The organism is Coleofasciculus sp. FACHB-542 (genome assembly GCF_014695825.1).
Lineage (GTDB): Bacteria > Cyanobacteriota > Cyanobacteriia > Cyanobacteriales > FACHB-T130 > FACHB-T130.
Window position 1 is genome coordinate 98,742 of the sequence record NZ_JACJPB010000017.1, and the last position, 25,729, is coordinate 124,470.

Annotated in this window: 22 protein-coding genes; 8 read left to right on the forward strand and 14 right to left on the reverse strand. The window is 45.8% G+C overall.

Annotated features, from left to right (window positions below):
- Nucleotides 1-48: 48 nt before the first annotated feature.
- The 5 genes from H6F52_RS04085 to murF all read right to left on the reverse strand — a co-directional run bounded on the left by H6F52_RS04085 (nt 49) and on the right by murF (nt 9,698).
- Complete coding sequence (locus H6F52_RS04085) at nt 49-2,307, reverse strand: PAS domain S-box protein (protein ID WP_190532116.1); 2,259 nt, start codon at nt 2,305-2,307, stop codon at nt 49-51.
- A gap of 237 nt (nt 2,308-2,544) precedes the next feature.
- Nucleotides 2,545-6,132, reverse strand: coding sequence for a PAS domain S-box protein (locus H6F52_RS04090; protein WP_190532119.1), 3,588 nt, complete (start codon nt 6,130-6,132; stop codon nt 2,545-2,547).
- Between the two features lie 78 nt (nt 6,133-6,210).
- Nucleotides 6,211-7,215 carry a BMP family protein gene (locus H6F52_RS04095; protein ID WP_190532120.1) on the reverse strand — a complete coding sequence of 335 codons (1,005 nt, stop codon included), beginning with the start codon at nt 7,213-7,215 and terminating at the stop codon, nt 6,211-6,213.
- Nucleotides 7,216-7,696: 481 nt separating this feature from the next.
- Complete coding sequence (locus H6F52_RS04100; protein ID WP_190532122.1) at nt 7,697-8,272, reverse strand: 3'-5' exonuclease; 576 nt, start codon at nt 8,270-8,272, stop codon at nt 7,697-7,699.
- Nucleotides 8,273-8,345: 73 nt separating this feature from the next.
- Nucleotides 8,346-9,698 carry a UDP-N-acetylmuramoyl-tripeptide--D-alanyl-D-alanine ligase gene (murF, locus tag H6F52_RS04105; protein ID WP_190532245.1) on the reverse strand — a complete coding sequence of 451 codons (1,353 nt, stop codon included), beginning with the start codon at nt 9,696-9,698 and terminating at the stop codon, nt 8,346-8,348.
- Between the two features lie 420 nt (nt 9,699-10,118).
- Here murF and H6F52_RS04110 point away from each other — a divergent pair, with 420 nt between their 5' ends.
- From H6F52_RS04110 to rpsU, 3 genes are all read left to right on the forward strand, one after another.
- Nucleotides 10,119-11,399: a hypothetical protein gene (locus tag H6F52_RS04110; protein WP_190524064.1), complete on the forward strand. Its 1,281-nt coding sequence runs from the start codon at nt 10,119-10,121 to the stop codon at nt 11,397-11,399.
- A 499-nt stretch (nt 11,400-11,898) separates the two neighbouring features.
- Nucleotides 11,899-12,219, forward strand: a complete 321-nt coding sequence (locus H6F52_RS04115) for an RNA-binding protein (protein WP_190411592.1) — start codon at nt 11,899-11,901, stop codon at nt 12,217-12,219.
- 613 nt (nt 12,220-12,832) lie between these two features.
- Nucleotides 12,833-13,015, forward strand: a complete 183-nt coding sequence (gene rpsU, locus H6F52_RS04120) for a 30S ribosomal protein S21 (RefSeq protein WP_190411722.1) — start codon at nt 12,833-12,835, stop codon at nt 13,013-13,015.
- Nucleotides 13,016-13,056: 41 nt separating this feature from the next.
- Here rpsU and pth read toward each other — a convergent pair whose 3' ends face one another.
- The 7 genes from pth to rsmA form a co-directional block, all read right to left on the reverse strand.
- Nucleotides 13,057-13,704, reverse strand: a complete 648-nt coding sequence (pth, locus tag H6F52_RS04125; protein ID WP_190411593.1) for an aminoacyl-tRNA hydrolase — start codon at nt 13,702-13,704, stop codon at nt 13,057-13,059.
- Nucleotides 13,705-13,787: 83 nt separating this feature from the next.
- Complete coding sequence (gene hemJ, locus H6F52_RS04130; RefSeq protein WP_190524058.1) at nt 13,788-14,375, reverse strand: protoporphyrinogen oxidase HemJ; 588 nt, start codon at nt 14,373-14,375, stop codon at nt 13,788-13,790.
- Nucleotides 14,376-14,443: 68 nt separating this feature from the next.
- Entirely contained in the window at nt 14,444-14,668 is a 225-nt protein-coding gene (locus tag H6F52_RS04135) for a DUF2811 domain-containing protein (RefSeq protein WP_190411595.1), read from the reverse strand.
- A 529-nt stretch (nt 14,669-15,197) separates the two neighbouring features.
- Entirely contained in the window at nt 15,198-16,865 is a 1,668-nt protein-coding gene (locus H6F52_RS04140; RefSeq protein WP_190411596.1) for an HD family phosphohydrolase, read from the reverse strand.
- Nucleotides 16,866-17,768: 903 nt separating this feature from the next.
- Complete coding sequence (locus H6F52_RS04145) at nt 17,769-18,104, reverse strand: DUF3082 domain-containing protein (RefSeq protein ID WP_190411597.1); 336 nt, start codon at nt 18,102-18,104, stop codon at nt 17,769-17,771.
- Between the two features lie 52 nt (nt 18,105-18,156).
- Complete coding sequence (gene ispE, locus H6F52_RS04150) at nt 18,157-19,104, reverse strand: 4-(cytidine 5'-diphospho)-2-C-methyl-D-erythritol kinase (RefSeq protein ID WP_190411598.1); 948 nt, start codon at nt 19,102-19,104, stop codon at nt 18,157-18,159.
- A gap of 137 nt (nt 19,105-19,241) precedes the next feature.
- Nucleotides 19,242-20,093, reverse strand: coding sequence for a 16S rRNA (adenine(1518)-N(6)/adenine(1519)-N(6))-dimethyltransferase RsmA (gene rsmA / locus H6F52_RS04155; RefSeq protein ID WP_190532248.1), 852 nt, complete (start codon nt 20,091-20,093; stop codon nt 19,242-19,244).
- Nucleotides 20,094-20,305: 212 nt separating this feature from the next.
- On the opposite strand from rsmA, the gene H6F52_RS04160 reads away from it, so the two are divergent.
- The 4 genes from H6F52_RS04160 to H6F52_RS04175 all read left to right on the forward strand — a co-directional run bounded on the left by H6F52_RS04160 (nt 20,306) and on the right by H6F52_RS04175 (nt 23,606).
- A complete protein-coding gene (locus H6F52_RS04160; RefSeq protein ID WP_190429149.1) occupies nt 20,306-20,971 on the forward strand; it encodes a TIGR00266 family protein in 666 nt (221 codons plus the stop codon).
- 67 nt (nt 20,972-21,038) lie between these two features.
- Nucleotides 21,039-21,716 carry a TIGR00266 family protein gene (locus tag H6F52_RS04165; RefSeq protein ID WP_190532124.1) on the forward strand — a complete coding sequence of 226 codons (678 nt, stop codon included), beginning with the start codon at nt 21,039-21,041 and terminating at the stop codon, nt 21,714-21,716.
- Nucleotides 21,717-21,790: 74 nt separating this feature from the next.
- Nucleotides 21,791-22,489, forward strand: a complete 699-nt coding sequence (locus tag H6F52_RS04170) for a TIGR00266 family protein (RefSeq protein ID WP_347276185.1) — start codon at nt 21,791-21,793, stop codon at nt 22,487-22,489.
- Between the two features lie 295 nt (nt 22,490-22,784).
- Complete coding sequence (locus H6F52_RS04175) at nt 22,785-23,606, forward strand: M48 family metalloprotease (RefSeq protein WP_190411602.1); 822 nt, start codon at nt 22,785-22,787, stop codon at nt 23,604-23,606.
- A gap of 112 nt (nt 23,607-23,718) precedes the next feature.
- On the opposite strand, the gene H6F52_RS04180 is transcribed toward H6F52_RS04175, so the two are convergent.
- Nucleotides 23,719-24,234 carry a hypothetical protein gene (locus H6F52_RS04180; protein ID WP_190429154.1) on the reverse strand — a complete coding sequence of 172 codons (516 nt, stop codon included), beginning with the start codon at nt 24,232-24,234 and terminating at the stop codon, nt 23,719-23,721.
- A gap of 112 nt (nt 24,235-24,346) precedes the next feature.
- Between H6F52_RS04180 and H6F52_RS04185 the strand changes: the two genes are divergently transcribed.
- Nucleotides 24,347-24,772, forward strand: coding sequence for a hypothetical protein (locus H6F52_RS04185; protein ID WP_190429155.1), 426 nt, complete (start codon nt 24,347-24,349; stop codon nt 24,770-24,772).
- On the opposite strand, the gene thrB is transcribed toward H6F52_RS04185, so the two are convergent.
- The gene (thrB, locus tag H6F52_RS04190; RefSeq protein ID WP_190524047.1) at nt 24,759-25,724 is read right to left on the reverse strand and encodes a homoserine kinase; all 966 of its coding nucleotides are present in this window, start codon (nt 25,722-25,724) and stop codon (nt 24,759-24,761) included. The two genes, H6F52_RS04185 and thrB, sit on opposite strands and share 14 nt — an antisense overlap.
- Between the last annotated feature and the right edge of the window lie 5 nt (nt 25,725-25,729).

The following is a 25,729-nucleotide window of genomic DNA, read 5'->3' on the forward strand; positions in this document are numbered from 1 at the left end:
AAAATTTAAAAATAAAAGATAGACTTTAAACTTTTTAATTTTGCAGTTTTAACTTTCCGCTGTTGCCAAAGGGAAGGTAAACCAGAAAGTAGAGCCGCGATTCGGGCGACTTGTCACTCCAATTTCTCCGCCGTGAGCGGTAATAATTTGCCGACAGAGATACAATTTTAACCCGATGTTAGTCGAGCAGCGAGCTTGAGGATCGCGGACGAAGAGATTGAATAAGCGATCGCACTCAAGCTGACTCATTCCTCTACCATTATCCTCTATGGTAAAGCGAATCATCTGCTTATCAACTTTAGCTTTTAGGGTCAATTTCAATCCAGGCGGATTTTGTTTTAAAGCATAGGTGAATAGGTTTTCAAAAACCCGCTGACTCTGATACGGATCGACCATGACTAACGGTAAATTTGCCGCCATCATATTTTTGATAGTTGCTTGATTTTCCGCCAGCATGGGTTGCAAGTCTCGGAGAATCGCCGGAACCAATGTATTTAATTGAACTAACTCTCGCTGAAGAACAACCCCTCTATTTTCGTTAGTATTGGTTTCGATTAATGACTTAATCATGCTCAGTTGGCGTTCGTTGCCTTGGATCATTCGCTCTACAAGAGAGCGAGGAATGGTCACTTTTTCTTCTGGCGAGCCGAGCAAATTATTTAACACCATGATAGTGCCCTGAACCGAGGTGCGAAGATCGTGAGAAACTGTATGTAAAACAACGTCTTTAATCCGGTTCAGCTCTTGCAGTTCCTGCATTTTCTGCTGTAGCTGAGCGGTACGTTCTTCTACTTGGCGTTCTAGATTAGCATTTAGCGTTTGTACTTGTTGGAAGAGAGAAGATTGCTGAATTGCGATCGCTACCTGTACTCCCAGTTGATCGAGCAAGTCAATTTCATACTGCTGCCACTCCCGTGGTGCAGAGCATTGATTGGCAATTAAGATGCCATAAAGTTTGTCTCCTAGCATAATTGGAACACCAATGCCAGCTTTGACTTGATATCGATTGTGGTATTCAGCGATAAATGCAGATTTTTCTACTTTTGTTGTATCGTTGACAACTCGGATGCGATCGAGTTCAAATATTTGTTGAACTTCTTTGTAAGCAACGTTCTCCGTAACCCAACCTAAAATTGACGGAAAATTAGGATCTACTGACTCTGCAACGGTTGTACCTTGCCCCTTTTCATCAAAGTAACTAATAAACACGCGATCCGCGTGCAAAAACTGCCTAACTTCTTCAACTGTGGTGTTGAGAATTTCATTCAAATCGAGCGATCGCCTAATCCGCAAGGCAATCTCGTAGAGCAAGCGATCGCGTTCTGCGGTGGCGCGAGCCAAAGCTTCAGCAGCTTTGCTCTCAGTAATATCGCTCCTTACAGAAACTAAGCATGATTCGCCATTAATGTTGACAATTTCTGCTGAAAATAAATAGATTCCTACCTCGCCAGACTTCTTGCGAAACTCAAATTCCTGGTTGTGAATCGCTCCCTGTTCCCGCAACATCTGTTGCATCCTAATGCGATCTTCTGGATTCACCCAGGCATTGATTTCAAGTGAGGTACAACCAATAACTTCTTCTTTTTTATAATTACTAAGGCGGAGATAGCTATCATTGACATCAATATAACGCCCCTCATTGAAGGTTGTAATACTCATAGCATCAGGGCTATAACGAAACGCTATAGAAAACTTTTCTTCCGAAAGCAAGAGTGCCTCTTCGCGAGTCTTGCGCTCGGTAATATCTATCAGTAAACCATTCCAATAAATGTCATTATTTCCTTGCAAAATAGGTCGAGCCGCAGTTTGCATCCACTTGAGGTTGCCCGATTTGGTAATCACACGACCTTCCCATATCCAAGGTTGAAGATTCGCTGCCGAAATAACTAATGATTGTTCATAAGCTTCCCGATCGTCTGGATGGATCAGGTTCCATAGCAGAGGTGGGTCTGTATAAGCTGAATAAGATGCTAATTCTAAGAATTCTTGGCAACCGGAATGGGCAAATAGTAACCAGCGAGAATCATCACAATTGAGAAGCTGAAAAATAATTCCCAGCTTATTTGCTGCCACTTTTTCAAGTGTTGAGTCACTTTGTGCCAGGGAAATTTCTGCGGGTAAAAGATTTTCCCAGGAATGGGTGACAGTTGGGAACTGAAAATCTGAATCGACTTGGGTTTGAGTTTGGCTGACTATTTCTTCAACACTTTCTTCCTCCAAATTCAGGAGCAGCTTTAACTGTTCAAAAGCTGCTTCATCTCGACAGCAAGCCCGTAAAGCTTGTAAATAATTTAAATCAGAAACCATGTCCTTCCTAGATATGGGATGACACTGAAAAACTGATTGATGAGCAGCACGTGATTGAGTTCTCTGAGCCAAGAATTTCTTTTTCAACATTGCACTCACCCTTCATTTTCAGTATTATTCAGTCTTATTCCAAGTTACAATAAGCACTGGCGATCGCCTTCGTGCAGGTGACTCACCCGATTGGGTGATTTTTAGCGATCGGTCATTAGTCAGTGGTAACGCAATAATGACGATGAACTAACCAGCTTTTTCTGCCTCTGGTGAGGTTGCTAAAGGTAATGTGAACCAGAAAGTTGCTCCCGTTCCGGGGGCGCTAATGGCACCAATTTGTCCCCCATGAGCGGTGATGATTTGCCGACAAAGATATAACCCTAGACCGATGCCAGCAGAACGGGCGCGATTTCCTCGAACATAACGATCGAAAAGGCGATCGCACGCTTCTGGAGTCATCCCGATGCCGTTATCAGCAACGGTGCAATGGATCATCTCTTCTTCTATGGTGGCTTCCAAGGTGATGCGAAGTCCGGGTGGGTTATGGTTCAGGGCATTGGTGAGCAAATTTTCAAAAACTCGCCTCAGCTGCAATGGATCGGCTGTCACGCCCGGTAAATCGTCGGGAACTCGATTGATCAGCGACGCTTGATGTTTTGATAGCAGCGGTTCTAAGTCTTCTGCGATCGCTTGAATCAACGTACTCAATTCTACAAACTCATATTGGAGGACAACGCCGCGAACTTCGCTGGAATGCGCTTCGAGGAGAGAGTTGATTAAACCCAGTTGGCGATCGCTACTCTGGATCATCCGCTCTAAAATTGAGCGAGGAATGGGAATCGTGTCTCCTGGCTTATTCAACAAGTTATTCACTACCAAGGACATTCCCATAATCGGCGTGCGAAGATCGTGAGAAACTGCATGAAGAAACTCATCTTTGAGTTCGTTCAGCTCTTTGAGTTCCTCCATTTTTTGAATAAGTTGGGCAGTGCGCGTCTCAACTTGACGTTCCAAACTAGCATTGAGATCCTGTACTTGTTGATAGAGTTTTGCTTGCTGAATGGCGATCGTCACTTGAGTTGACAGCGATGAAAGCAAATCAATTTCCAATTGTTTCCAGTCACGCGGGGTTGTACATTGATCGACCATCAGGATTCCCCACGGCTCGTCGTTCAGAAGAATCGGTACAGCCAGATAAGCTTTGATGTGATAATTGGAAAAATCTTGAGAAATGGCTGAAGAAAGCTCTATTTGAGAAGTATCTTTGACAACGTGGATAGTTTTATTCTCAAACATCGCTCTGATTTGTTGCATATGTTCTTCATCTGTGGGACTCCATCCCAAAACAGGTCGCCAAGGGGGAGCGACCGATTCCGCAACCACCTCAAAATTGCTATAAATACGACTGATAAAAACCCGATCTGCTAACAGAAAATTTCGGACTTCTATCACAGTAGTATCTAGAATTTGCTGAATATCGAGTGATTGTCGAATCCGGAGTGCCATCGCGCCCGACAAGCGATCGCGCTCCGCCGAGAGTAACAGCGCCTCTTCTGCACGCTGGCGCTCGGTAATATCAATTCCTAACCCAAAGAAAAAGTCAAGTTCCCCATTTTCTTTCGCAACCGACTTTCCGTGCCATTCTACTAGCAGTTTTTCGCCTTGTTTGGTAAGCACGTAGTTGTGCCTTTGAGGCAGTTGCTGTAGTTGGATGACATGCTCAAAGACTTCAGAAACGATTGCGCGATCGCTTTGGGGAATAAAAGTTGAAAGATAATCAGTTCCTAAAACCTCCTCAAAGGTATAACCAAGAGCGTGAAGCATTGCGTCATTCATCATCCTGACGGTGCCATCCGGATTGATAGCCACAAAAAAAGCTGGAGAAGTTTGGACAATCGTGGTGTTAAAGTCTCTTTCTTGGCGTAGTTTCTCCTCTGCTTGCTTCCAATCGGTAATGTCTTGCGTCATCACCATTGCCGCAAAAATTTCTCCGCCCTCATTTTTGACGGGAAGTGCGTGCAAAAGATAGATCCTGGAAGCAGCGCGATCGCTATCAGACGAATTATTGTAAGGAACTTCAATAACAGTGCCTTTTCCTGCCAGCGCCGCCCGATAAGTCGGCTCTAACAATTCACAAGTTTCACGAGGTAATGTCTCCCAAAGCATCTTTCCTTCTAACAACTCTTTAGAAAGACCAATCGCAGCTAATCCTGCACCTTCAGCAATCGTGTAACGGAGGTCTTGATCGAATAAGAAAACTGCGCCGTTCGGAAAGTTTCTTGCAAGCGTGCGGTATAGTTCCTCACTTCGCGTCAGAGCCTCTTCCGCTCGTTTTCGTTCGGTGATATCTATCCCAATACTGATAATGTAATTAACTGAGCTATCCGCATCGACGAGAACCGTATTCGACCAAGCAATCGGTCTTCGGCTTCCATCTTTCGTTACCCAGTAGTTTTCATTAGTCTTAGGAAATTCCCCTGATTGAAGAGCTTTAAAGATAGTTTTGACGGGTTCCAATTCCTCCGGAATTATAAATAAATCCCAGAAATATTTGTTCTTGACTTCTTCAAATGAATATTGAGTTGTTTTCTCGCAAGCTCGATTAAAACGGATGATTCGTCCTTGGCAATCGAGAACTACCACTAAAGCACCAGCCGTATCAAGGATTGCAGAAACAAAATTTCGCTCCTTCCTCAAATCTTTAATGAGTCCCCGCAATTGAGACGTCATTTCATTAAAAGTGGTCGCTAATACCCCCAATTCATTGCCTTGTCTAACTGTGACTTCCGTATCTAGATTTCCCCCACTAATTTGGGCTGCTGCTTTTGTTAAACGCTGCAAAGGTAATACAATTTGCCGGGAGAAGAACCAACCCAGCTCAATTGCCACTAGCATCGCCACGCTCAATGCTATCCCCATCACCAAAAGCATTTTTCGCACCGGAGCGTAGGCTTCAACGGTGGGTAGTTCTACCACCACCTTCCAGCGCCCAGTACGGATGGTAGAAATGGCTCCCACTACCTCAACACCTCGCAAACCTTGATAAGTAGTCAGCCGTTTTGCACCATTTAATTTAGTTAATTTTTGGATGAATGGGTAGTCTGAGAGGTCTTTCAGATTAAAATTTTCAGGAGATTTTCCTTTCTCAGCAATTAAATAATTGCGATTATCGATCGCATAAGCATAACCCGTCTTCCCTACTTTGGTGTGAGAGAGAACATTCCAGAGAAACTTTAAATTGATCCAAGCCATTAAAACGCCATTAATTTCATCCTGTTGATTGCGAATGGGCACAGCTAAGATGACCGTCTGCAAGTGAGTCTTAGGGTCAATTCTAACGGGGCTGACAAAATCTTCCTGTTGTCTAAAAGCTTGTAAAAATGATGTAGAAGCTTCTTCTTGATAGAAAATTGCTTTACCATAAGGCGAAGAGGAAGAAACAATGTTACCCTTATCATTAAAAATTGCCACTGTTTCATAAGCACTATTGTGGCGGGTTAACGCTTCCAGAAATCTATCTTGAATCTCAGGCGAAAGATCGGTCAATCCTTGCACTCTCGCTAAATAGCTTAGTTTCCGCTGCAAGTCATCCAAGTAAGCATTGATTTCCCCAGCAGCCGCATGACTACGCTCTTGTTGGACAATTTCTACTTGTTGCAATTGAGCTTGAAAGCTTAGATAGATTAAAATTCCAGAAGTGAGCAATAGTGTTGAAACGACTAGCAAGACCAGGCCGTATCTCAGCTGATTTGCAATTGAAGAAAGCCAAGATAAAGGTAAATTTATACCTGTATTAGCTTGATGCGAAGCACTGTTGCGATTTCTTTTGTTCATCGTGCCTCCTAGCTCAGAAAGTTGCACCCGCTGATTCGCAATTGTTTAAAGCCCCTACAGAAGCGATGTAAATTGCCTCTAGGGTGAAACATCTATTTTGCCAGTGACGATCTCTTGCTTAACAGAAGCGACGAAAGCTTCTTGCTCTGGAGTTAACGAGCCGTAAAAAGGAGCTAAATCTTGGACTTCCTCTAGCAGCCCAAACTTGTATTGCTTGCCTTCCCATCGCCCCTGTTGTACCAAAGTTGCTCCCTCCAGCATTAACATAGGCACCTGCTGGATAACGCTGGTAACAATCGTCTTTGGAGCCAGTTTGTGCTGATTTTCAATCTCATTGGTGGCATGTCTCCAGCTGATAACGTAAACGCCCTTACTTTGGGCAGCTACTTTAATAACACCTATATTGGCTCTATCGGCATCAACGACTAAAACGTCAGTTCCCGCTGCTACTTGCTCTTGGGCAATTTTTCTAGCTTTGTCTGCATCTGACCAACTGTTAAGCCACTTGATAGAAACTGTACTGTCCAGTTTCGTTGCCCGGACACCCCGTTTAAATAAGATAGCCTCTTCTTCCATCACTGGATATGCTTGACCGCCAATAAAGGCAACTTTTTTAGTTTTGGTTTTGAGTCCGGCAACGACCCCAGTTAGATAACCCACTTCCCCACTCCGAAATGCCAAAGCACCCACGTTTTTATTGTTACCGGCATAACTGCTCATGAGGGCAAATTTAGTGCGGGGAAAATCTTTGGCAACTGTTTCGGCGGCGTCGCGATATTCATCACCATGACTGATGAGGAAATCAAAACTTTTTTGGGCATATTGACGAAAAAGTTTCTCACCATCAGCTTCAGGAACGCTAGCACTATAAGCCACCTCAGCCCCAAGTTCTTTTTCAATTAATTTCAGCCCTTCGTAACCTGATTGATTCCAACCTTTGTCATTTATAGGGCCAGGAAAAAGCATCGCTACTTTAAAAGTCCCGGCTTTTCCAGCCTCAGGTGTAGGTGTAATCTTGCTTCCGGTTGCACCGCAGGCCACCAAAAACAAAGTTAAAACTAGGCAAATAGTTTTCTTGCTCATGGATAGTGGGTAGTGGATCGTGGGTGGTGGGTAGTTGGTAAGAACGATCGCTGATTACCTACTACCTCTTGACTAAGGACTCAGGACTACTAAGACACTAAAATAATTTTGCTTCTAGATTCTATCTACTTTCACTTAATTGGTCTACCTGGGGACAGCAGGCAATATCCTCTCTAAAAAGCGTTCATTATATTTGCGTTTTTTTTTATTGATAAATATAAAAAAAATATTTTATGGGGAACAAGATGAGTATTATTGCAGCTATTGATAATATTTCCCCACAGGTTGTTGCCCCAATTTTATTTTCAGCTAACTTATACTAATACTATTTAACTTTTGTGATGCTAAACTTCAGATACTTCCAAGCTAAGCTCAAAGAAGTGCAACTCGCTATCAGCCTCTGCTGAACCTAAGAGAATCGATGGAAGTAATGTGGGTGTTGGTGTTTCCGCGGGCATAACGAATGGGTGAGTTTAAGTTTTCAACTTGCACCTAGTGTTAAATTTATTCTTTTTTGTAATATTAATATCGATAAAATACCGGCTATATTCCAAGCATCATCTCCTCCTCTATGGTGAGTTCCTTCAAGGGGAAGATTCAGTAATTCTAATGCCATATCCATGCCAATTTCATTTGGCATGGCATGAATAATCCCAAAAAGAGTTTTGATATTTATATGTCGGTTTCCGAAAGGATAACTGATATGGCGAGATTGGCATTGTTTTTCAAATTGTTTTCGGTCGTAGTCGCCGTAGCTTGCCCAAACTCTATCTTTTGATAAATATTTTTTCTTTAAAATTGAACAGGCTGATTCAAAAGAAATTCCTAGATTAACTTGTGCTTGAGTTAATGTGGTTAGATTGGTGCAAAATTGACTAACTTGGGAACGTTCGGGTTTCACGAGGATACTTTCTTTTTCCAAGCGATCTCCCGTAGCGATATCAATTGGACAAATCCCAATTTCGATGATTTCGTTTTCTTGCCCAGCGGGTGGATTTCCTTGCCAGCAAGTTGATTCAATATCAACCACAAGGATTTGGTCTAATTTCTTAGCCATTTTGGGGTGACTTCTTGTTTGGTGTGGACACCCCGTAGAGGTGCCTCTACGGGGTATTGGGAATTTGAAATAATTAGTCAGTTAATTCGGTGCGAAGTTGATTGACAACTCGGCTTAAGGCTACTGAATGGGAGGCTTTGAAAAGGATGCGATCGCCTTCTTGCACCATTTCTTTCAAACGCTCTACCACAGCCTGATGCGTCGAAAAGCACTCAGCAGGTAAAGGGGCAGCACCCAGAGCGATCGCTTCGGCTTCTTTGTCATCTACCAACACCAGCAAAGCGTCTAGATTCAACCGCCGCGCCGCTTCTCCAACTGCAAAGTGGAATTGGGGCGATCGCTCTCCCAATTCCTTCATCGTCCCCAGAACCGCAATATGCCTTTTTCCTGGCGTTTGTGCCAACAATTGCAGTGCCGCCAGCATTGACTCTAGCCCAGCATTGTAGGTTTCATCCAAAATGGCAACATCGTTGGGCAAATCGTAGCGCTGCGCCCTCCCAGATGGGAGATTTACCGACAAACCGGCGGTTAACGATTTCCAGTCAACCTGGAGAACTTTAGCTACTGCCAAGGCTGCCAGAAAATTAGATGCATTATGACGCCCCGGTAGCGGTAACGGCAGATGCACCCCTTCGACGCACAATGTCTCGTTATCAATCAATTCCCCGCGTAAATCTCCCCCTTCCAAGCCGTAGGTAATGGTTTGCCCTTGCCAAACTGTTGCCGCAGTTTCCATTAACAAGCGGTTGTCGTGATTCAGAACAGCGATGCTATTGGAAGGCATTTCCGCGAGTAATTCGCATTTCGCTTGGGCGATCGCTTCCTCCGAACCCAACCGCCCGATATGCGCGGTTCCCACATTCGTAATTACCGCTACAGAAGGTTGTGCAATTTGTGTTAATAGGGCAATTTCACCCCTAGCACGCATTGCCATTTCAATAACAGCATAGTTATGCATTGGTGAAAGTTCTAATAGTGTTTTGGGAACACCAATTTCGTTGTTGTAGTTAGCCTGAGTTTTAAGAATGTCGCCCTTTGTTGACAAAACTGCTGCAATTAATTCTTTGGTAGTGGTTTTACCTACCGAGCCAGTTATACCGATTACAGGGATATCGAACTGCAAGCGCCACCAATGAGCGATCATCTGATATGCTTTCAAGGTGTCTTCTAGGCACAAATGTGGAAGAGATCCCGACAATGGGTGGTCAGTAATGGCTGCGATCGCTCCTTTTTCTAGAGCCGTTTCCACAAACTCATGCCCGTCAAACTTGTCTCCCCGTAGTGCCACAAAAATTTCCCCCGGCTTCAGACTACGGGTGTCAGTTGTAATTCCTGCAACATATCTTGCTAATTCGGCGTCAGATAGATTGATTGGTTTCGCCCCTATGATTTGGGCTATTTGAGAGAGGAGGACGTGACAAGGCATGAGGCTTATGTTCATTCAAGAAGATTCATCCTTATCATGCACTACGCAAAGCGTTAGAACAAAAGATGCATTTTGAGCAGTGATTTCCATCACATAATCCGCTATCTTGTCCCACTACTTTAGAGGTAGATGCGCGAAGTGAATAATTGATGCTCTGCGGCATCCGTATTTCTACTTCATCGAAACTTCACAATTTTGCCGCATATTTGCGGAACCATTTGAAGAATCAACCAAGATATGCTCTATTTGGGGTAATCTTTCTCCGATTATAGGAGTATAGAAAATAGCCCCCTTATCAGGGTGATATTTAGGGTGCATCGATTCAAGCGTCTACTACACGACAGTTGCAATAGAAATAAACCGAATCAACCGAACTGATATAAACTCAGCCCTAGCGTGCGTACGTAGGGGGGCATTGAAGTGACAACCTGGACAGACTGTTATCACCGACACACTAGCACTGAAGAGCAGCAGCTTTACGATCATTTGCTTTACTGGGTTCAACATGAATCACCCAGTCGGATGATCGAGCGATTTCGCCAGCTGTTCATGGATGGCGTGGGGTATTCAGAGCCAAAAATCTGGATGGCGCTGGAGAGAATTACGACTTCCAAGCAGGCTGAGCAGGAATTCCGGTTTATTCTTAATCGGTGCTGCCATATTCTGATCAATCGCTGGCAGATGCACCCCAATCTCCAAGCGTCCATCCCGGATTTGGTAGAAATATTCCAGACGCCTCCGGTCATGGGAACGGTTCGCTCTCGCGGAGCCAGACGTTTGCGGGAACTGGTAAGGATTTTCAACCAGACGGAGCAATATCTGACCCTGCGACGGCTAGCCCAGGTGATGAGTCAAGCCGCAGAGGCAGCTGGCAATGACTCTAAGCCTTTAGGAAGCTTAATTCGCCGGTATCCCTACCTATATGAACATTGCCTGTTGAGTGAAGACAGCTCTTACGAGCATCAGCAAACAGTTCGGCAAATTCAATCCCGAATTCAGCGGGGATTTGAAGTCGATTTGTCTCAGTACGTGACTTACCAAGTACGGCGTGCCCAAGTGTCGCGTCAGACTTGCCCCAGTCAACGCGAACGAATTATCCAGCCGGTGACGAATCCAACGTTATTGAGCGATCGCGAACTGGGTGTTGCTCTCAAACAATTTTACGGCAAAGTAGAAGGCTCCCACACCTACCGGGATTTATCACAGCGCTTCCTCACCCACACTAGCCAAACACCTTCCTACAGAGCTTTTAAATGGGATTTATACGAATATCTGACCGCTTCCATTGACCCAGAATTTGGTAAACGTCAGTTTAACGAGCGCTTGTATGCCCAGCTAAAAAACACTCTCCCGAATAGCGATTCCCAAAGACCTAGCGAATTCTTGATTGTCCGAACTTGTAGTCAATTGTTGAACTTTTTAGTGGTAGAAAGTCCGCAGCGACCGAATCACTATGTCTTCGTCGATCTGATTACGAATTTGGGGGCGACATTCACAACCGGCTTGCTTTTGAAAATAGTGCTGCTGTGCCGCAAGGTCAAGCCCTACTTGGAAAAGCGATTTTCAATTCTTTTTAACCACTACGAGTCTTATGCCAGAGATGGTGTGCCGTGGTTAATCAAATCTCTGGAAAATCTGAATGTAGCTTTAAGCCTACACTTTGGGGATGCTGATGTTTCCTGCTTGAGCCAAATATTATGAGCTAAATATTATCAGGAATTGCCGCTGATTGCCCCAACGAAGGCAAGAGGCATTATTTTTTACTTTTCTAGTTTTTCCAATTACCACTACATTTCATCTGTCTATTGCCCCGAATTCAGCAGGGGTTCAGGAAAGCTGATGTGTAGCCTCACAAAAGTGAAATGGTAACAGTTAGCTCAAATACAATCCCTAACCCCCTAAGCCTCCTTCCCTTAGTGGAGGAATTGAGGGGGTTCGCGGGGGCGCAAGGAGGGTACACAGACGAAGAAATCCGACTTCTGCTGCTGGTGAAAAACAGTTTTCCCCTGATTTTGTACGCCTGCTTAATGAAAAGTTAGGAACGGTTCGATGCAGAAAATAAATTTTATGCTAGAATCTTGCTCGTGAATCAGAATCGGATGTAAGCTTTGTTACTCGCGCAGCAAGTTTATCTCTACTGTGTGGGCAAATAGCTCTCCGAAACTGGAGCTTGAAAATATTGAATGGTGGAGATATTTCCGTGTCGATATATGTAGGAAACCTATCCTACGAAGTTACGCAAGACGATCTCACATCTGTCTTTACAGAGTACGGAACCGTTAAACGAGTTCAGCTGCCTACAGATCGAGAAACGGGGCGGATGCGTGGCTTTGGATTTGTGGAAATGGGAACGGATGCTGAAGAGGAAGCTGCAATTGAAGCCCTCGATGGAGCAGAGTGGATGGGTCGCACCCTGAAAGTAAATAAAGCCAAACCCCGTGAAGATAGGGGTGGGAGTCGCAGTCCAGGAAGCAGGAGCGGTCAAGGAGGAGGAGGAAATTTCTCTTCCCGGCGCTATTGAGCTAGTGGCTTAATCATGTCAACTTGAGATTGGAATAACAGCAAAGATCGATTGCCTGTAATTCTCTGCTTGATTTCGGTTAGGGACTAGCAGTGTTAGTTGGTCAAAATTGAGTAAAAATGCGCCCAGCATCTTACGACTACACCAGACCAGGTTAGTCGTAAGATGCTGGGTGGCGCATGGTACAATCAATGCTTAGGGTAGCTTAAGTGTGCTGCTCGCCCGTCGTTTGGCTGGAGTCATCTCAGGTACTCAGAGCGACTGAATAAGGTAGGGCTGCTCCTGGAAGTTCGAGACTGAGTACGTTGGTAGGCTAATCGCACTCGTCGGGAAAAACAATAAGCAAAAAGCTTTGTACAGAAGCGATATTGGGTCTGTACAACTCCAGTACGCAAAGGGTCTGGAGGTGAGTAGGGCACTAGAGACTCGGCAGCCAAGTCTTTACCCGAAACACACCGAAAACGGCAGTAGGGACATGGTCATAACCCTTGCCCCTGCTCCAATCGCAGGAGGAATGAACGAAAGCTGCGATCGCTCAAGCGAAGCCATCGATCGTGGATTAAGTTCACACCCGAAAAGCAACTTAATCACCTATACAGAGGAATCATCAAGAATGACCCAAGTGGTTTTAGGCGAAAATGAGGGAATAGAATCAGCTTTGCGCCGCTTCAAACGGCAAGTATCCAAGGCTGGAATCTTAGCAGATTTTAGATATCGGCGGCATTTTGAAACTCCCATAGAAAAGCGCAAGCGCAAGGCAACTGCTGCCCGCCGCAAAAAAAGACGTTTTGGGTAACAAAAGTGAGTTGCCCTGGCGTGCTACCACTACAGCATCAGCTAGGGCGCTTCTTTAGATTCTTTATTTGCCATAACACTACGGCTATTGTAAAGACTCATAGATTTCTCAACTCCTTGTTTGAGGCTCAACTCCACCGCCTCAACCACGAGTTGCATGACATCAGACAAAGCTTTACTTTCATCAGGGGAAAACCGACCCAAGACGTGGGAAACCGTGTCCTGTTCTACTTTGGTTTTACCGATGCCAATCCGCAATCGAGGGAAATTTTGAGTACCGAGATGAGCGATCGCAGACTTCATCCCATTATGTCCCCCAGCCGAACCAGAAAGACGCAAGCGAATCTTTCCCAGCGGCAAATCCATATCGTCATAAATTACTAGGACAGACTCTGGCGGCAATTTATACCAATCCGTCACCGCGCGAATTGCCTGTCCGGAGAGATTCATATAGGTAAGGGGTTTGAGTAACCGCACCTTGTCTCCGTGTAATCCGCGTCCCTCCCCAAACTCCCCCTGGAACTTGCGATTTTCACTCTTGGAAATTTGCCAGGAACGCGCTAAGGCATCAATCACTTCAAACCCGATATTGTGTCGCGTCTTCTCGTACTTGGGTTCTGGATTCCCCAGACCAACGATTAGCTGGGGAATCACTAGAGTAGAGGTTGCCTTTCCATTGTCAGTGGTCATTTTTTGATTGTCCATTATCAATTGTCGATGATTAGTAACCACTAACCTGGGTCAAGCGAATTAAGAAGCGATCGCTAACTTCGTCAGATTACTTGTTGAGCCTCTTCTTGGGGAACAGAAGCCATGAGTTTTTCTTGGTCTCGCTTGCGCTTTTTCGCATAAAGCTGAATGGTCGCTGCCATCGTCACAATCAGCCCAACAACGAGCCAAGTGGTAATGTCTGTAGGCAGGCTATTCTTAAACACAGCCAGCAAAACAATCACCACTAAAAGTAACGTCGGCGCTTCATTCAAAGCGCGTAACTGCTGACTATTCCAGGTGCATCGGTCTTCGGCTAACTGTTTGATGAGACGACCACAGTAATGATGGTAGCCAATCAAAGCAGTCACCAGACCGAGTTTGATATGCAACCAACTCTCTCGTAGCACTTCAGTCTCAGTACTTACCAGACCAATTGCCATCGCTACCGTGACAATCATGCCCGGTGTAGTGATGATGTTGTAAAGGCGTTTTTCCATAATCTGATACTGATTCTTCAGAATCGTTTGGGCAGGTTCTGGCTGTTCCGACGCCTCTACGTGATAAATAAATAAACGTACTAGGTAGAACAAGCCTGCAAACCAAACCACAAAGCCGACAATGTGAAAAGCCTTAAACCAGAAATAAGCCATCAATCGTGTCCTCTACAGTCAAACTCTGTAAAATCAACAAGTTTTTGCAAGGGTAGCAGAGCAATTTTTCAAACTGAGTGCTGGAAGAGAGTTTCCAGATAGACCCGTGCTGCTTTGCGATAACTGTGCGAAGCTTCTGGGGTGCTGCCATTACCATTTTGCAGCAAGAACAGCGACAGCGCTGCGGCAAATACCCGGTCTTGATCCCAATCGGGATGAGTTTCCAGGTAATCTTTGAGAGATTCGTGTAGGTCTTCGGGAATTTCTGCCAAGATACTGATATTTGTGTTCATAGAATTCCTTTGCGTTGTCTATGGGTAAGGGCGCAACAGGCCCATGCCCTTACAAGGGTCAGTCTTGCAGTTGCCAATCACACTGACCGTCGCATCATTGTCTGCTGAGAGGGGGTAGGGTTGTCAATGCTGCGAAATATTACAGGCCGGGGTATGTCTAAAAAATATTCACGAGTTAATCAGCTTTGTAGGCGGATTTTTGTTACTTATCTTTACAAAAACTCGGTTGCTCTCGGCTGAGTTACTGTCTTTTAGAAAAATCCCCAATAGAACAGCAAAACCCGATCCGAGTGTTCAACCCTGTGGAAAAGGTCAGAGAACCTGTGGAAAAAGTTGAACGCCTTTGTGGAAAGGCTGGGGAATGGGTGGGGAAAAGTTGGGTGAAAGATAAGAATTGCAAAGTGCTAATCGAAGGACGGCTGATACTCAGTCGAGGGTTGAAATGTTGATACTTTAAAACGTTGGTCGGTTAAAATTTAACGTTTTAATCCGATCCAACATTTCAACCTTAAATGGCTATCCTACGGAATCAGGCGGCTGAAGGAGCTGGAACTGAGAGGGAATGTCCCAAAGCAGCGAAAACTTGGCGTTGCTCAAACAGGGTAACGAGGTCGCTGTTGATTTTGTTTTGGGCGGCTTCTGCTTTGAGGATTTTCAGGGCAGTTTCTACGGGCAAGCGGCGCTTATAGGGGCGATCGCTTGCTGTAAGAGCATCATAAATATCCGCAATTGTCAATATCTGAGACTGAATTGGAATCGCTTCCTGTTTCAAGCCTTGAGGGTAGCCACTCCCGTCGAGTTTTTCGTGATGCCCTGCGGCGATCGCGGGAACATCTTTGAGGTGTTTCGTCCAGGGTATCCGGTTGAGAAACTCAAAAGTGTGCGTGACGTGCGCTTGGATGATTAAACGCTCTTCGGTTGTCAGGTTGCCTTGTGGCACCATTAGCTGAGCAATCTCTGTCGGTGAGAGGAGAGGCTTGATCTGTCCATCCACATCTTGATAAGTGTAACCAGACAGCTCTTGGAGCCGTTCTGGAAGCTCTTGGGCGAGAATGTGGGGTTCGTTCGCCTCTAGTAGGAGATGCCAATATTCATTGAGTTGCGCGATCGCATCCTCTAACTGACTATCTAATTGTTGTAGCTGTTGGCAGTGGGAACAGACAATTTCCGAATCTTTATGTTGATGGCTGGGATGCTCCAGTAAATACTTAAATTTAGTCTGGGCGCATTCCATTTCCAGCGTTCGCTGCGCCACAGCAAAGCGGTTACGAATCACCTCTATCTGGGATGGGTAGAGTTTTTTCTGCTTCCCCAGAATGGCTTCGGGTGTACTGACTTTGCCAAAGTCATGTAACAGTGCGGCGTAGCGAATTTCTTGGATTTGGCGTTCGTTAAAATAAATTGACCGCAGCGATCCCGTGGTAATTGTACTGGCTTCTTGCGAGAGACGCACCACTAAGTCGGCAACTCGTTCGGAATGCCCGGATGTTGTGGGATCTCGTGTTTCAATAATTTGGACAGAAGCTCTAACAAAGCCTTCAAATAGATTTTCAATACTTTCTTGCAGCTGATTGCGTTCGATCGAGATCGCCGCCTGAGAAGCAAGCGATCGCACAACGCGCTCTTCCCAAGCAGAATAAGGTTGGGTAACATTCAGCACATTTTCAGGCGTGACAATCGCATCACGATTAACCTTGCGATTAATTAGCTGAAGCACCCCAATAATTTCCCCTTCACCGTCTTGCATGGGTAGCACTAAGACGGAGCGAGTATGGTAAGGAATCGAGCTGTCAAAACTGCGATCCAACTGATAGGGAACTTCCAGGGGTAAATTATAAGCATCCGGCAAATTTAAGCTTTCACCTGTCAGCGCCACATACCCTGCCAGACTTTTCGGAGTCAATGGCATCAAAAACTCTTGAAAGGAATCGCTGCATTGAGAATCATTTTGCGCGACCTTAAACACTAACTTGGGAGTGTCACTACTTCGCTCTACTAAATAAACACTCCCCGCATCACTACAAGTAATTTCCCGACTCTTCGATAAAATCAGATTCAGTAATTCTTTTAAATTATGACTGCTCGAAAGCGCTGTCCCGATTGCCAAAAGTTGCTCAATGAGTTCTGCTGGCTCTTTGATTTCCGGAAGCCACACTTGGTTCTTCGCTGTGATTATCTGGCAAGGGGAGACAGTCATAAGTATGCACCGTTTGATTACACGTAAGCTTGATGGTAGCTGCTTGAATATAGGTTTCTAAAAAAGCAACTCAGGCACCGCAGAGCAGGAATACCGGGTTTATCTTTGCAGCCGGTAATGCTCCTCGCTCAACCAGGAGTATTTTAATCCTAGTTTTTGGAGCGAACCTCTCTATGACTATCATCTGCTATTTCTACGCACCTCTAAACAGAGATTTTAAAGAAAAGATAAAGTTAGCAAGATTTGCGACGAAATCAGAAGCATAGTTTGTCTTGAAAGTTACTGTCGAGTCTGTTGAAAAGGCTAAAAACCGTCTTTTTAGAGTGATTACTTATTTGCATACTTCATCTATTCTTCATAATTCTTCTTGAAAAATTTACACTGGTTGCTGAGTCCTAAATTCTAATTTCCAGGTAATTTGGCGTACCAGTCATCGGCATTTTTACTGATTCTTTTTAATGACTTTCGGGAGATGCGAGCTAAGTTAGCTAGAATCAAGCTCATCTTGCCTTAAAATAGGAGTTTGTGGCGGTGATGGGCAAGAAAGCCGCATCAGAAAAAATTGCCAAGACAAGTCTTTTTGACAGTGCGAAATTGTAATAATCATTACAATTTCCCTAGTAGTTGCTCATTTGATTAGGCATAGCAATTCTAAATAACTCGGAAAGGTGAGATCCCAGACTTCGGGAGAGAAGTCTGGGATCTGATGGGCTGGCTCACCGGTCAAAGCGGATTGCTCTAGTTCGCTAACGGCGCAGAAAATTGGGAAGCTAGCACCTACCATCGGCAAGCTTCCCCGATTCATTCCATTTGTCTCAAGATAAAAATGCCCACCCGACTTTTGGGATGCTAAAGCTCTCGACGGGTATCTCGCTTTGCCCTGAAAGTAATTAGATAAGAATTCTAATTTTGACTGGGTGGAGGCGTCCGATTCGTCAAGCGTTGAAAGGCGATTTGGATCGCTAAGGCAACTAGACCAACAGCCACTAAGGCAAAGATAGAGGTTGCCAGCGTGCTGACGCCCACAACGAGGGTGCGAACAGCGATCGCAATATTGATGGTCGTTACATTATCCGAGTGGATGGGCTTGGCAGCAAAGCTTTGAGCAATTGAATTGGTGAGGAAATAACAACCTGTTGCCATTGCTCCTGCGATCGACGCACCACTCAAACAGCGTAGAGGACTCGTGGGCGTTTGGACTGGGGCTGGTGGGTTATCTGTAGTGTTTGGATTATTCATAGGTTCATTGAGCGATTCGCAATTAGGGATCGGTGATGAATATTTAGCGCAATCAATGGGCAACAACCCGAATCCCAGCGGTGGTAAACGGTGCTACCCACAAATCTAAATTGGGTTCGGGGATTGACTTTCTTACGTGCTGCTGTACTTGTTGTGCTTTGGCTTCTGATTCCGAGAGAGCAAACACAGTTGGCCCCGATCCCGACATCATTGCCCCCAAGACCCCCGCTTCATAGAACGCTTCCCGCAGTCGCAGCACTTGGGGATACTCCGGCAATACGACTTTTTCTAAGTCATTGTGCAGTAATTGACCGATTTTCACCTGATCTTTCTTGAAGATGGCGTTAACCATCGCTCCAGAATGTACCCGTTGTCTGCGAACCTCTAAACTATCAGCGTCAGAAACGTAGGTACTGATATACTTCTGCCGGTAAGTTTGATAAGCCCAGGGTGTAGATACCGCAAGGTTGCGGTATTTGCCCAATACCACCCAGGGATGCTCCAAATTAGGGAGGGGAGAGAGTTGTTCGCCTCGCCCAGTTGCCAGCGCTGTCCCCCCCGCGATGCAAAAGGGGACATCTGAGCCAATTTTTGCTGCCAGTTCTTGCAATTCCGACTGAGTGAGTCCTAGATGCCACAGCAAATCGATTCCCATTAAAACAGCAGCAGCATTGCTAGATCCCCCTGCTAACCCTGCCCCCACGGGGATTCGTTTGTTGATGTTAATCTCGACACCGCCGTACTGGGCAAAAGCTTGGGGAAATTCTGCCGCCATCAATTCTGCTGCGCGGTAGGCAAGGTTGGTTTTGTCTGACGGTACTAGGGGATGATCGCAGTGAACTTGGATGGATTCAGTGCTAAGCGATCGCAAATCAATTTGGTCGGTCAGACCAACACTTTGCAGCACCATCGCCAGTTCGTGATAACCATCCGGGCGATCGCTGATAATTTCCAGATACAGATTAATTTTGGCTGGGGAAATCAGGGTATAGGAACGCATTAGGGTTTTGTAGATATATGCCCACAGGCTCTCATACTGGGGCTACATAAACCAAGTTTGACGAGAGCAGGCTTAGTCAAACAAGCGATCTTTTCAGTCCGCGCACCATCCTGACAAGAGTTTGTGTAGCCGCAACTTTAGTCGTTAGGCTTGAGCAAATTACTCAAAGCAACCCACTGGGTAAGGCCCAAGTCTTCGGCGCGGGCTTGAGGGTTTACTTCTAATTGTTCCAGTATTTGGGTGAGGCGATCGCGCTCAACCACACTTTTCAGATTATTTCGCAACATTTTGCGCTTTTCGGCAAAGCCGAGTTTGACTAAATTCTCTAGGTGCTTGGGGTTATCGGCGGGCGGTTCTATCAATCGCGGACGCAGCCGCACTACCGCTGAATCTACTTTGGGCGGCGGATAAAATGCTCCGGCTGGCACAATACAGATTAACTCGCACTCTGCCAAATACTGCACCCGCACGGTTAATGCCCCAAAATGTTTCGTGCCTGGTTTGGCATAAAGCCTTTGTGCGACTTCTTTTTGTACCAGCAGCACGATGGAATCAAACGGCTTAGCGGCTGGCTGGGCAATGGTACCTAACAACTTTTCCAGAATTGGGCCGGTAATGTTGTAAGGAATATTGGCAACAACTTTATTGGGATGTTGGAAGGCTGGAAAAGGAGCAAGTTGAGCGTCTAAGTCGAATGAAAGGAAATCGCCTTGCAAAAGTAAAAAATGATCGACTTTACCTAATTGTTTAGCCAGCAGTTGACATAAATCGCGGTCAATTTCAACCGCAACAACAGATTGAGCTAAAGGTAATAAGCGACGAGTCAGGATGCCGGTGCCGGGGCCAATTTCTAAGACCCGTGAAGCGGAGCGATCGCCCTCAGGCGACTCGCTGCTGGATAACTCCGCTGCGGCGACAATTTGATTGAGCGCCTTGTCACTCCGCAGCCAGTGTTGAGCAAATTGTTTTCGAGGTTGAGGCGATCGCATGGAGGAAAGGATGCTGTTACAGTCTTCCTTCCAACCTACCACGCGGTCAAGTTGCTGCTTCCCCAAAGCTAAATAATGCCCTAAATCCAGAGCCAAGCCGCCTCAGTCGCCCCGGATCGACTTATTGCTTTTTCTTAAAAAAATCTGGATACCGGAAAAACTTCTGCCAGACTTGTATAGGTTTGCATCCTCCACAAGCAGGAGATTTGTCGGTGAAGTACGAAATTCGCTATAAACCAGCCTTTGCCTCTATTTTTGTCATCCTGAATCCAGGTGATAGCCTCACTGCTGAGGCGGGAGCTATGACCAGTATGGATGCCAAATTGTCGATAAAGACGGAATTTTCAGGGGGTTTAATCTCTGGATTGCTAAAGAAATTCTTTGGTGGGGAATCCCTTTTTGTGAATGTTTTTACCAACAATACACAGCAACCTCTGAATTTAATCTTGACTCAATCCACCATTGGCGATATAGCTTGTATTGACTTGCGGGGCGGACGAGAAATTTGCTTTCAACCAGGTGCTTATATTGCCCATAGTCCAGGCGTGAAAATGGGAGTTCAGTGGGCAGGTTTTAAGAGCTGGATCTCAGGAGAAGGGCTGTTTAAGCTGAAGTTAAGCGGTCAAGGTCAGGTATTTTTTGGTGCTTATGGCGGCATCATTCAAAAACGGATAACCGGGGAATTTGTGGTTGATAGCGGTCACTTAGTTGCCTACGAACCTGGCATCAAAATGAATGTTGGACTCGCAGGTGGCTTGCTTGGTTCTGTCACGTCGGGGGAAGGGTTAGTCAACCGGCTGACGGGGCAAGGAGAAATTTATTTACAATCTCGCAGTATTGGGGGTTTGGTCGGATATTTACGTCCTAAATTTCGTTAAGAAAAAGCCGATCGTAATAGCTTTTTCGCTTAATTGCTGAGTGCATAAATCAAGAGGATTTGAAGCGATGGATGTGGAAGTTTTACATCAACCGGATAGCGCGATCGCTCGCGTTACTCTCGGTGCCGGTGAAGAATTAGTCGCAGAAGCTGGCAGGATGATTGCCATGAGCGGTTATATCAATGCCAGTACGACTTTAAGGCAAGGAAAAGGCGGCGGAATTTTGGGCGGGCTGAAACGCATGGTTGCCGGTGAGTCGCTGTTTTTGAGCGTTTTTCGCTCTCCCACGGCTGGCGGTGAAGTATTTTTAGCTCCCAAATTGATGGGCGATATTTTACTTTATCAAATGACTGGATGTGGGCTGGTCGTCCAATCTGCTTCTTACCTTGCTAGCGAGTCAGATGTTGATCTTGAATTAGGATTTCAAGGCTTGAAATCTTTGTTTTCTGGGGAATCAATTTTTTGGTTAAATGTTAGCGGTCATGGCTCTGTTCTGCTTTCTTCCTTTGGGGCGATTTATGAAATTCCTGTGAATGGCGAATATATCGTTGACACGGGACATATTGTGGCGTTTGAGAAAAGCCTGAAGTTTGAAATTAAAAAAGCAACTTCCAGTTTAATTGGTTCGTTTTTGGGCGGAGAAGGATTCGTTTGTCGGTTTCAAGGGCAAGGTCGAGTGTTTTGCCAAACTCACAATCCAGGTGCCTTCGGGGTGCTAGTGGGTTCTCAGCTTCCGCCGCGATAAAGAGTGGGAATTTGTCATTGATAAATAGATTTTGAACGATTACCCATCCTTCAATTAGGAATTAGCAAAGGATAATTATGAATGAGATTGCCTACGAAATCGAGCATTCCCCAGCCTATGCTTCCCTACGCCTCGACTTACAAGCAAATCAAACTGTCTTGGTAGAATCGGGCGCAATGGCAGCAATGGATACTTGCATTAAAATGAAGTCCAAAGTCAAAGGTGGCTTAATGCAAGGTATCGGTCGGATGCTGGGCGGTGAATCTTTATTTTTGAGTGAATTTACCGCTGAAGGAAGGGCAGGACAACTCTATGTTTCGCCTGGAGTCCCTGGAGATATTCAACATTACTACTTGAGTGGCAATGGATTGATGGTGCAATCTTCGGGTTTTGTTGCAGCAAACCCTAGTGTCGAAATTGATACTAAATTTCAAGGTTTTAAAGGCTTCTTTAGTGGGGAGTCGTTGTTTTTGCTGAGAGCAACAGGTCAAGGAGATATCTGGTTTAGTTCTTATGGGGCAATTGTAGAAATTCCAGTTGCCGGTGATTATGTAGTAGATACGGGCTATATTGTGGCGTTTGAAGACTCGTTACAATACAATGTCGAAATGTTGGGAGGTTTGTCATTTAAAGGGCTGAGAACTGGAATTTTGGGCGGGGAAGGATTAGTTTGCCGCTTCCGGGGTAAGGGGCGTTTATGGATTCAGTCGCGTGAGCTTTATGCACTGGTAAATTTCTTGAATCCGTTCCGTCCAGTTAAGAGTAGTAACTAAGCTGAATCTTGCTGTAACTGCACGAAATAGAACTTTTAGACGGTCGCGTTATGTCGGTTCTTACTTAAGGGAAATAGAGAGGAACCTCACCCCCAATCCCTCTCCGTTCGCGGAGAGGGGAGAATATTGAACCCCTGTGGGTAAATGGGGTGGGGGTGAACTGTAGGGCATCTAAATAGAGAATTGCGATCGCGTGCAGGTAACTCACGATGCAATAGAAAGAAGGTCAATGCATTGCTATATCGGATGCAACTAGGCAATGCAGTAACAATAGCGTTTTTGGAGCAAGCCTAAAGTGTCTGGAACTGCAACATCGAGCGATCGCAACCCACCTCCCAATAACCGCCAGTTACTGATTGTCTTAGGGCTATTTATTGGATTTATCGTCGGCGTTATTTGGCTGCTGGGGTTGTTTATTAATAGCTTGGTGTGGGTAATTCCTCCCAGCGTGGAGCGACAGTTGGGTGCCGTCATTGTCCCGGCTTATGAGCGCTTGGCGAAGCCCTCACCGGCTCAAGATACGCTAAATCAGCTGCTAGATAGGCTGGAGACAAAGTTGCCTTCCGAGCAACGCCAAGAGCGAGATTATCGGGTGCTATATGTTCCCGATAATACGGTGAATGCGCTGGCGCTACCGGGCGATCGCATTATCATCTACGCCGGTTTGCTGAAACAGACGGAATCGGAAAATGAGCTGATGATGGTGTTGGGGCATGAATTGGGGCATTTCGCCCACCGCGATCATTTACGGGCATTGGTGCGACAACTACTGTTACCCATTGCGATCGCTACTGTCTTTGGGGATGCTGCTGGGTTATCATCGGCAGCGGCGACGGGTGTTCAAGCTGTTAGCAGTTCCCGATTCTCTCAATCTCAGGAATCTGAGGCGGATGAGTTTGGCTTAACATTGTTGCAACAAACTTACGGTCATGTTGCGGGTGCAACCGACTTTTTTGCTCGAATGAGTCGCAAAAGTGGTGCAGGCTTTGATTTTTTGACCTCCCATCCTGCCCCTGGTAGGCGCGTTAAAGAATTGCAGCGCTTAATTGAGCAGCGGAATTATCCGGTAAAAGAGCGATCGCCTTTACCGGAAACACTGGCGAACCTGGAAAAATAGCCAGCGCTCCCAGACCTAACCGTCCACCCCTTCCTACCTTTCTAAGGGGCGCAAGCTATCTTCAAAGCCCCTCTCCGAATCGGAGAGGGGTTAAGAGAGAGGTTTTTCCCGTTCACACGACTTGATTCGTAATCATCCACACAGTGCTATCCGAACGGACGTAGGGAACCGAAATTTTGCTAAATCCAGTAATGAAAGGTCTGTTGTATAACTGCCAATAACTGGGACTAATCTCATCAGCGATCGCCTTGAGCGCTTGCACTTCCTGCTTCAGTTCCTCCGCCAGTTCGTTAATTCGTTCAGCGCGATCCTGAGCGCGTTGTTTTCCTTCCTCTACCTGCTCTGCGAGAGGATGTTGTGTCCGCTCATGCAATAACTGTTGCGCCAATCCTTGCGATCGCCCGATCTCCTTCAATTTAGCTTCCAAGGCAGCGATCGCATCATCGATTCCCTTGACTTCAGCAGAGATTTGTGCTGTTTCTCTAGCATGACGACGATAAGCCTCAACGATTGCTTCTGGCGTGTTATAGCTTGGCAATACTGGATCTACTTTCAGGATGGCGCGTTCTTCTTTGAGCGCCTCAATCTGAGTGCGAATCGCTTCAATTTCTACTTGAATTGGCTCCATAATTACTTTCCTAACTTAGGTGAATAGTTCCGTAAAACTTCTGGCATTTTGTGAATCAATTTACAGGGTTACGATTACTCGACATTAATTCACCCGTTTGTTGACCTAACTTATGTTGAACCGAATTAGTCTTAAAAAGACAGCAAATTCGTTTTTAGTCATTGCCACAATTTTAAGTATGGAAACGGGATTGCTAAATGAGTCAATGCCTGCTTTAGCGGATATGACTACAAGTAACTGGAGCGAATGGATTGAAATCAATGAAACCAACAGTGTCAGCCGAGTGACGAATCGGAGAGACGATACCAGCCAGAACAACTGTCTGGATAATGCGCTTGAATTCCTGAAAAGTAGTAATGCCCAAGAGACAGGAGTTATCACAGAAGCAGCTTACGGACGATTTGGGAATCTGTCAGCTTATTTAATTTGTGCGCCTGAAGGGGATAAAGTTCTCGTTTTTGTTTCAGGACCTAGAAATCAATCTCGACAAATTCAGCAGTTACGCAAAAATCTGAGTGACCAATTTAGGAAATATTAGAGGTTTTCGCCCCGTGGGTGTCAATCGAGAGCGATCGCACTTGTGCCATAATTCCCTCATCCTTCCAAGCCGCCGCCATTGCCTCCACAACTGTCGGTGCCAACGCCGCCTCTGCTAAAGCTAATAAAGTTGGTCCCGCACCACTAATTACCATCCCAAAAGCACCAGAAGCCATTGCTGCCGAGCGTACAGCATCATATCCTCGAATCAACGCTGTCCGATAAGGCTGATGGATTCGGTCTTGCATCGCAACTCGCAACCAATCACCCCTGCCGGTTTCCAACCCTCGCAACAATAAACCCAGATGAGCTGTATTAAAAATTGCATCAGCACGACTGTACTGAGTTGGTAAAACTCGCCGCGCTTCTTCAGTTGAAAGTTCAAAATCCGGAATCGCGACTACTGGCACAATCTCAGAATGCCAAGGAATCTCACAAATTGCCCATTCTTCTTTGCTTTCTCCGTGTCTGTGCGGTTCGTCACTCAAACCCGTCGCTGCTAGACGACACCCCCCCAACAGTGCTGGAACCACATTATCAGGATGTCCTTCCAGAGCGATCGCAATTCTTCTCACCTCATTTTCATCTAGAGGTGCCCCAGCCAGACAGTTCGCACCCACCAAACCTCCCACAATTGCCGTCGCCGAACTCCCCAGTCCTCTTGCCAGGGGCACACCCAGCTCGATCTCAATCTGCACAGCCGGTGGCGTTTTCCCGATATGCTCGTACAATTTCACAAATGACTGATAAACCAGATTATCAGCACCCGTGTTGACTCGTGCGGCTTCTGTTCCCTCGACCGTAATGCTGAGTCGTGTTACAGCATCCGCTTCCAGGCGGGTGAACTTGAACTGGTTGTACAGCGTTAAAGCTGCGCCTATGCAATCAAAACCCGGCCCCAAGTTAGCAGTTGTGGCTGGAACGCTGACGGTAACGGTAGAAACAGGATGCATCTCAA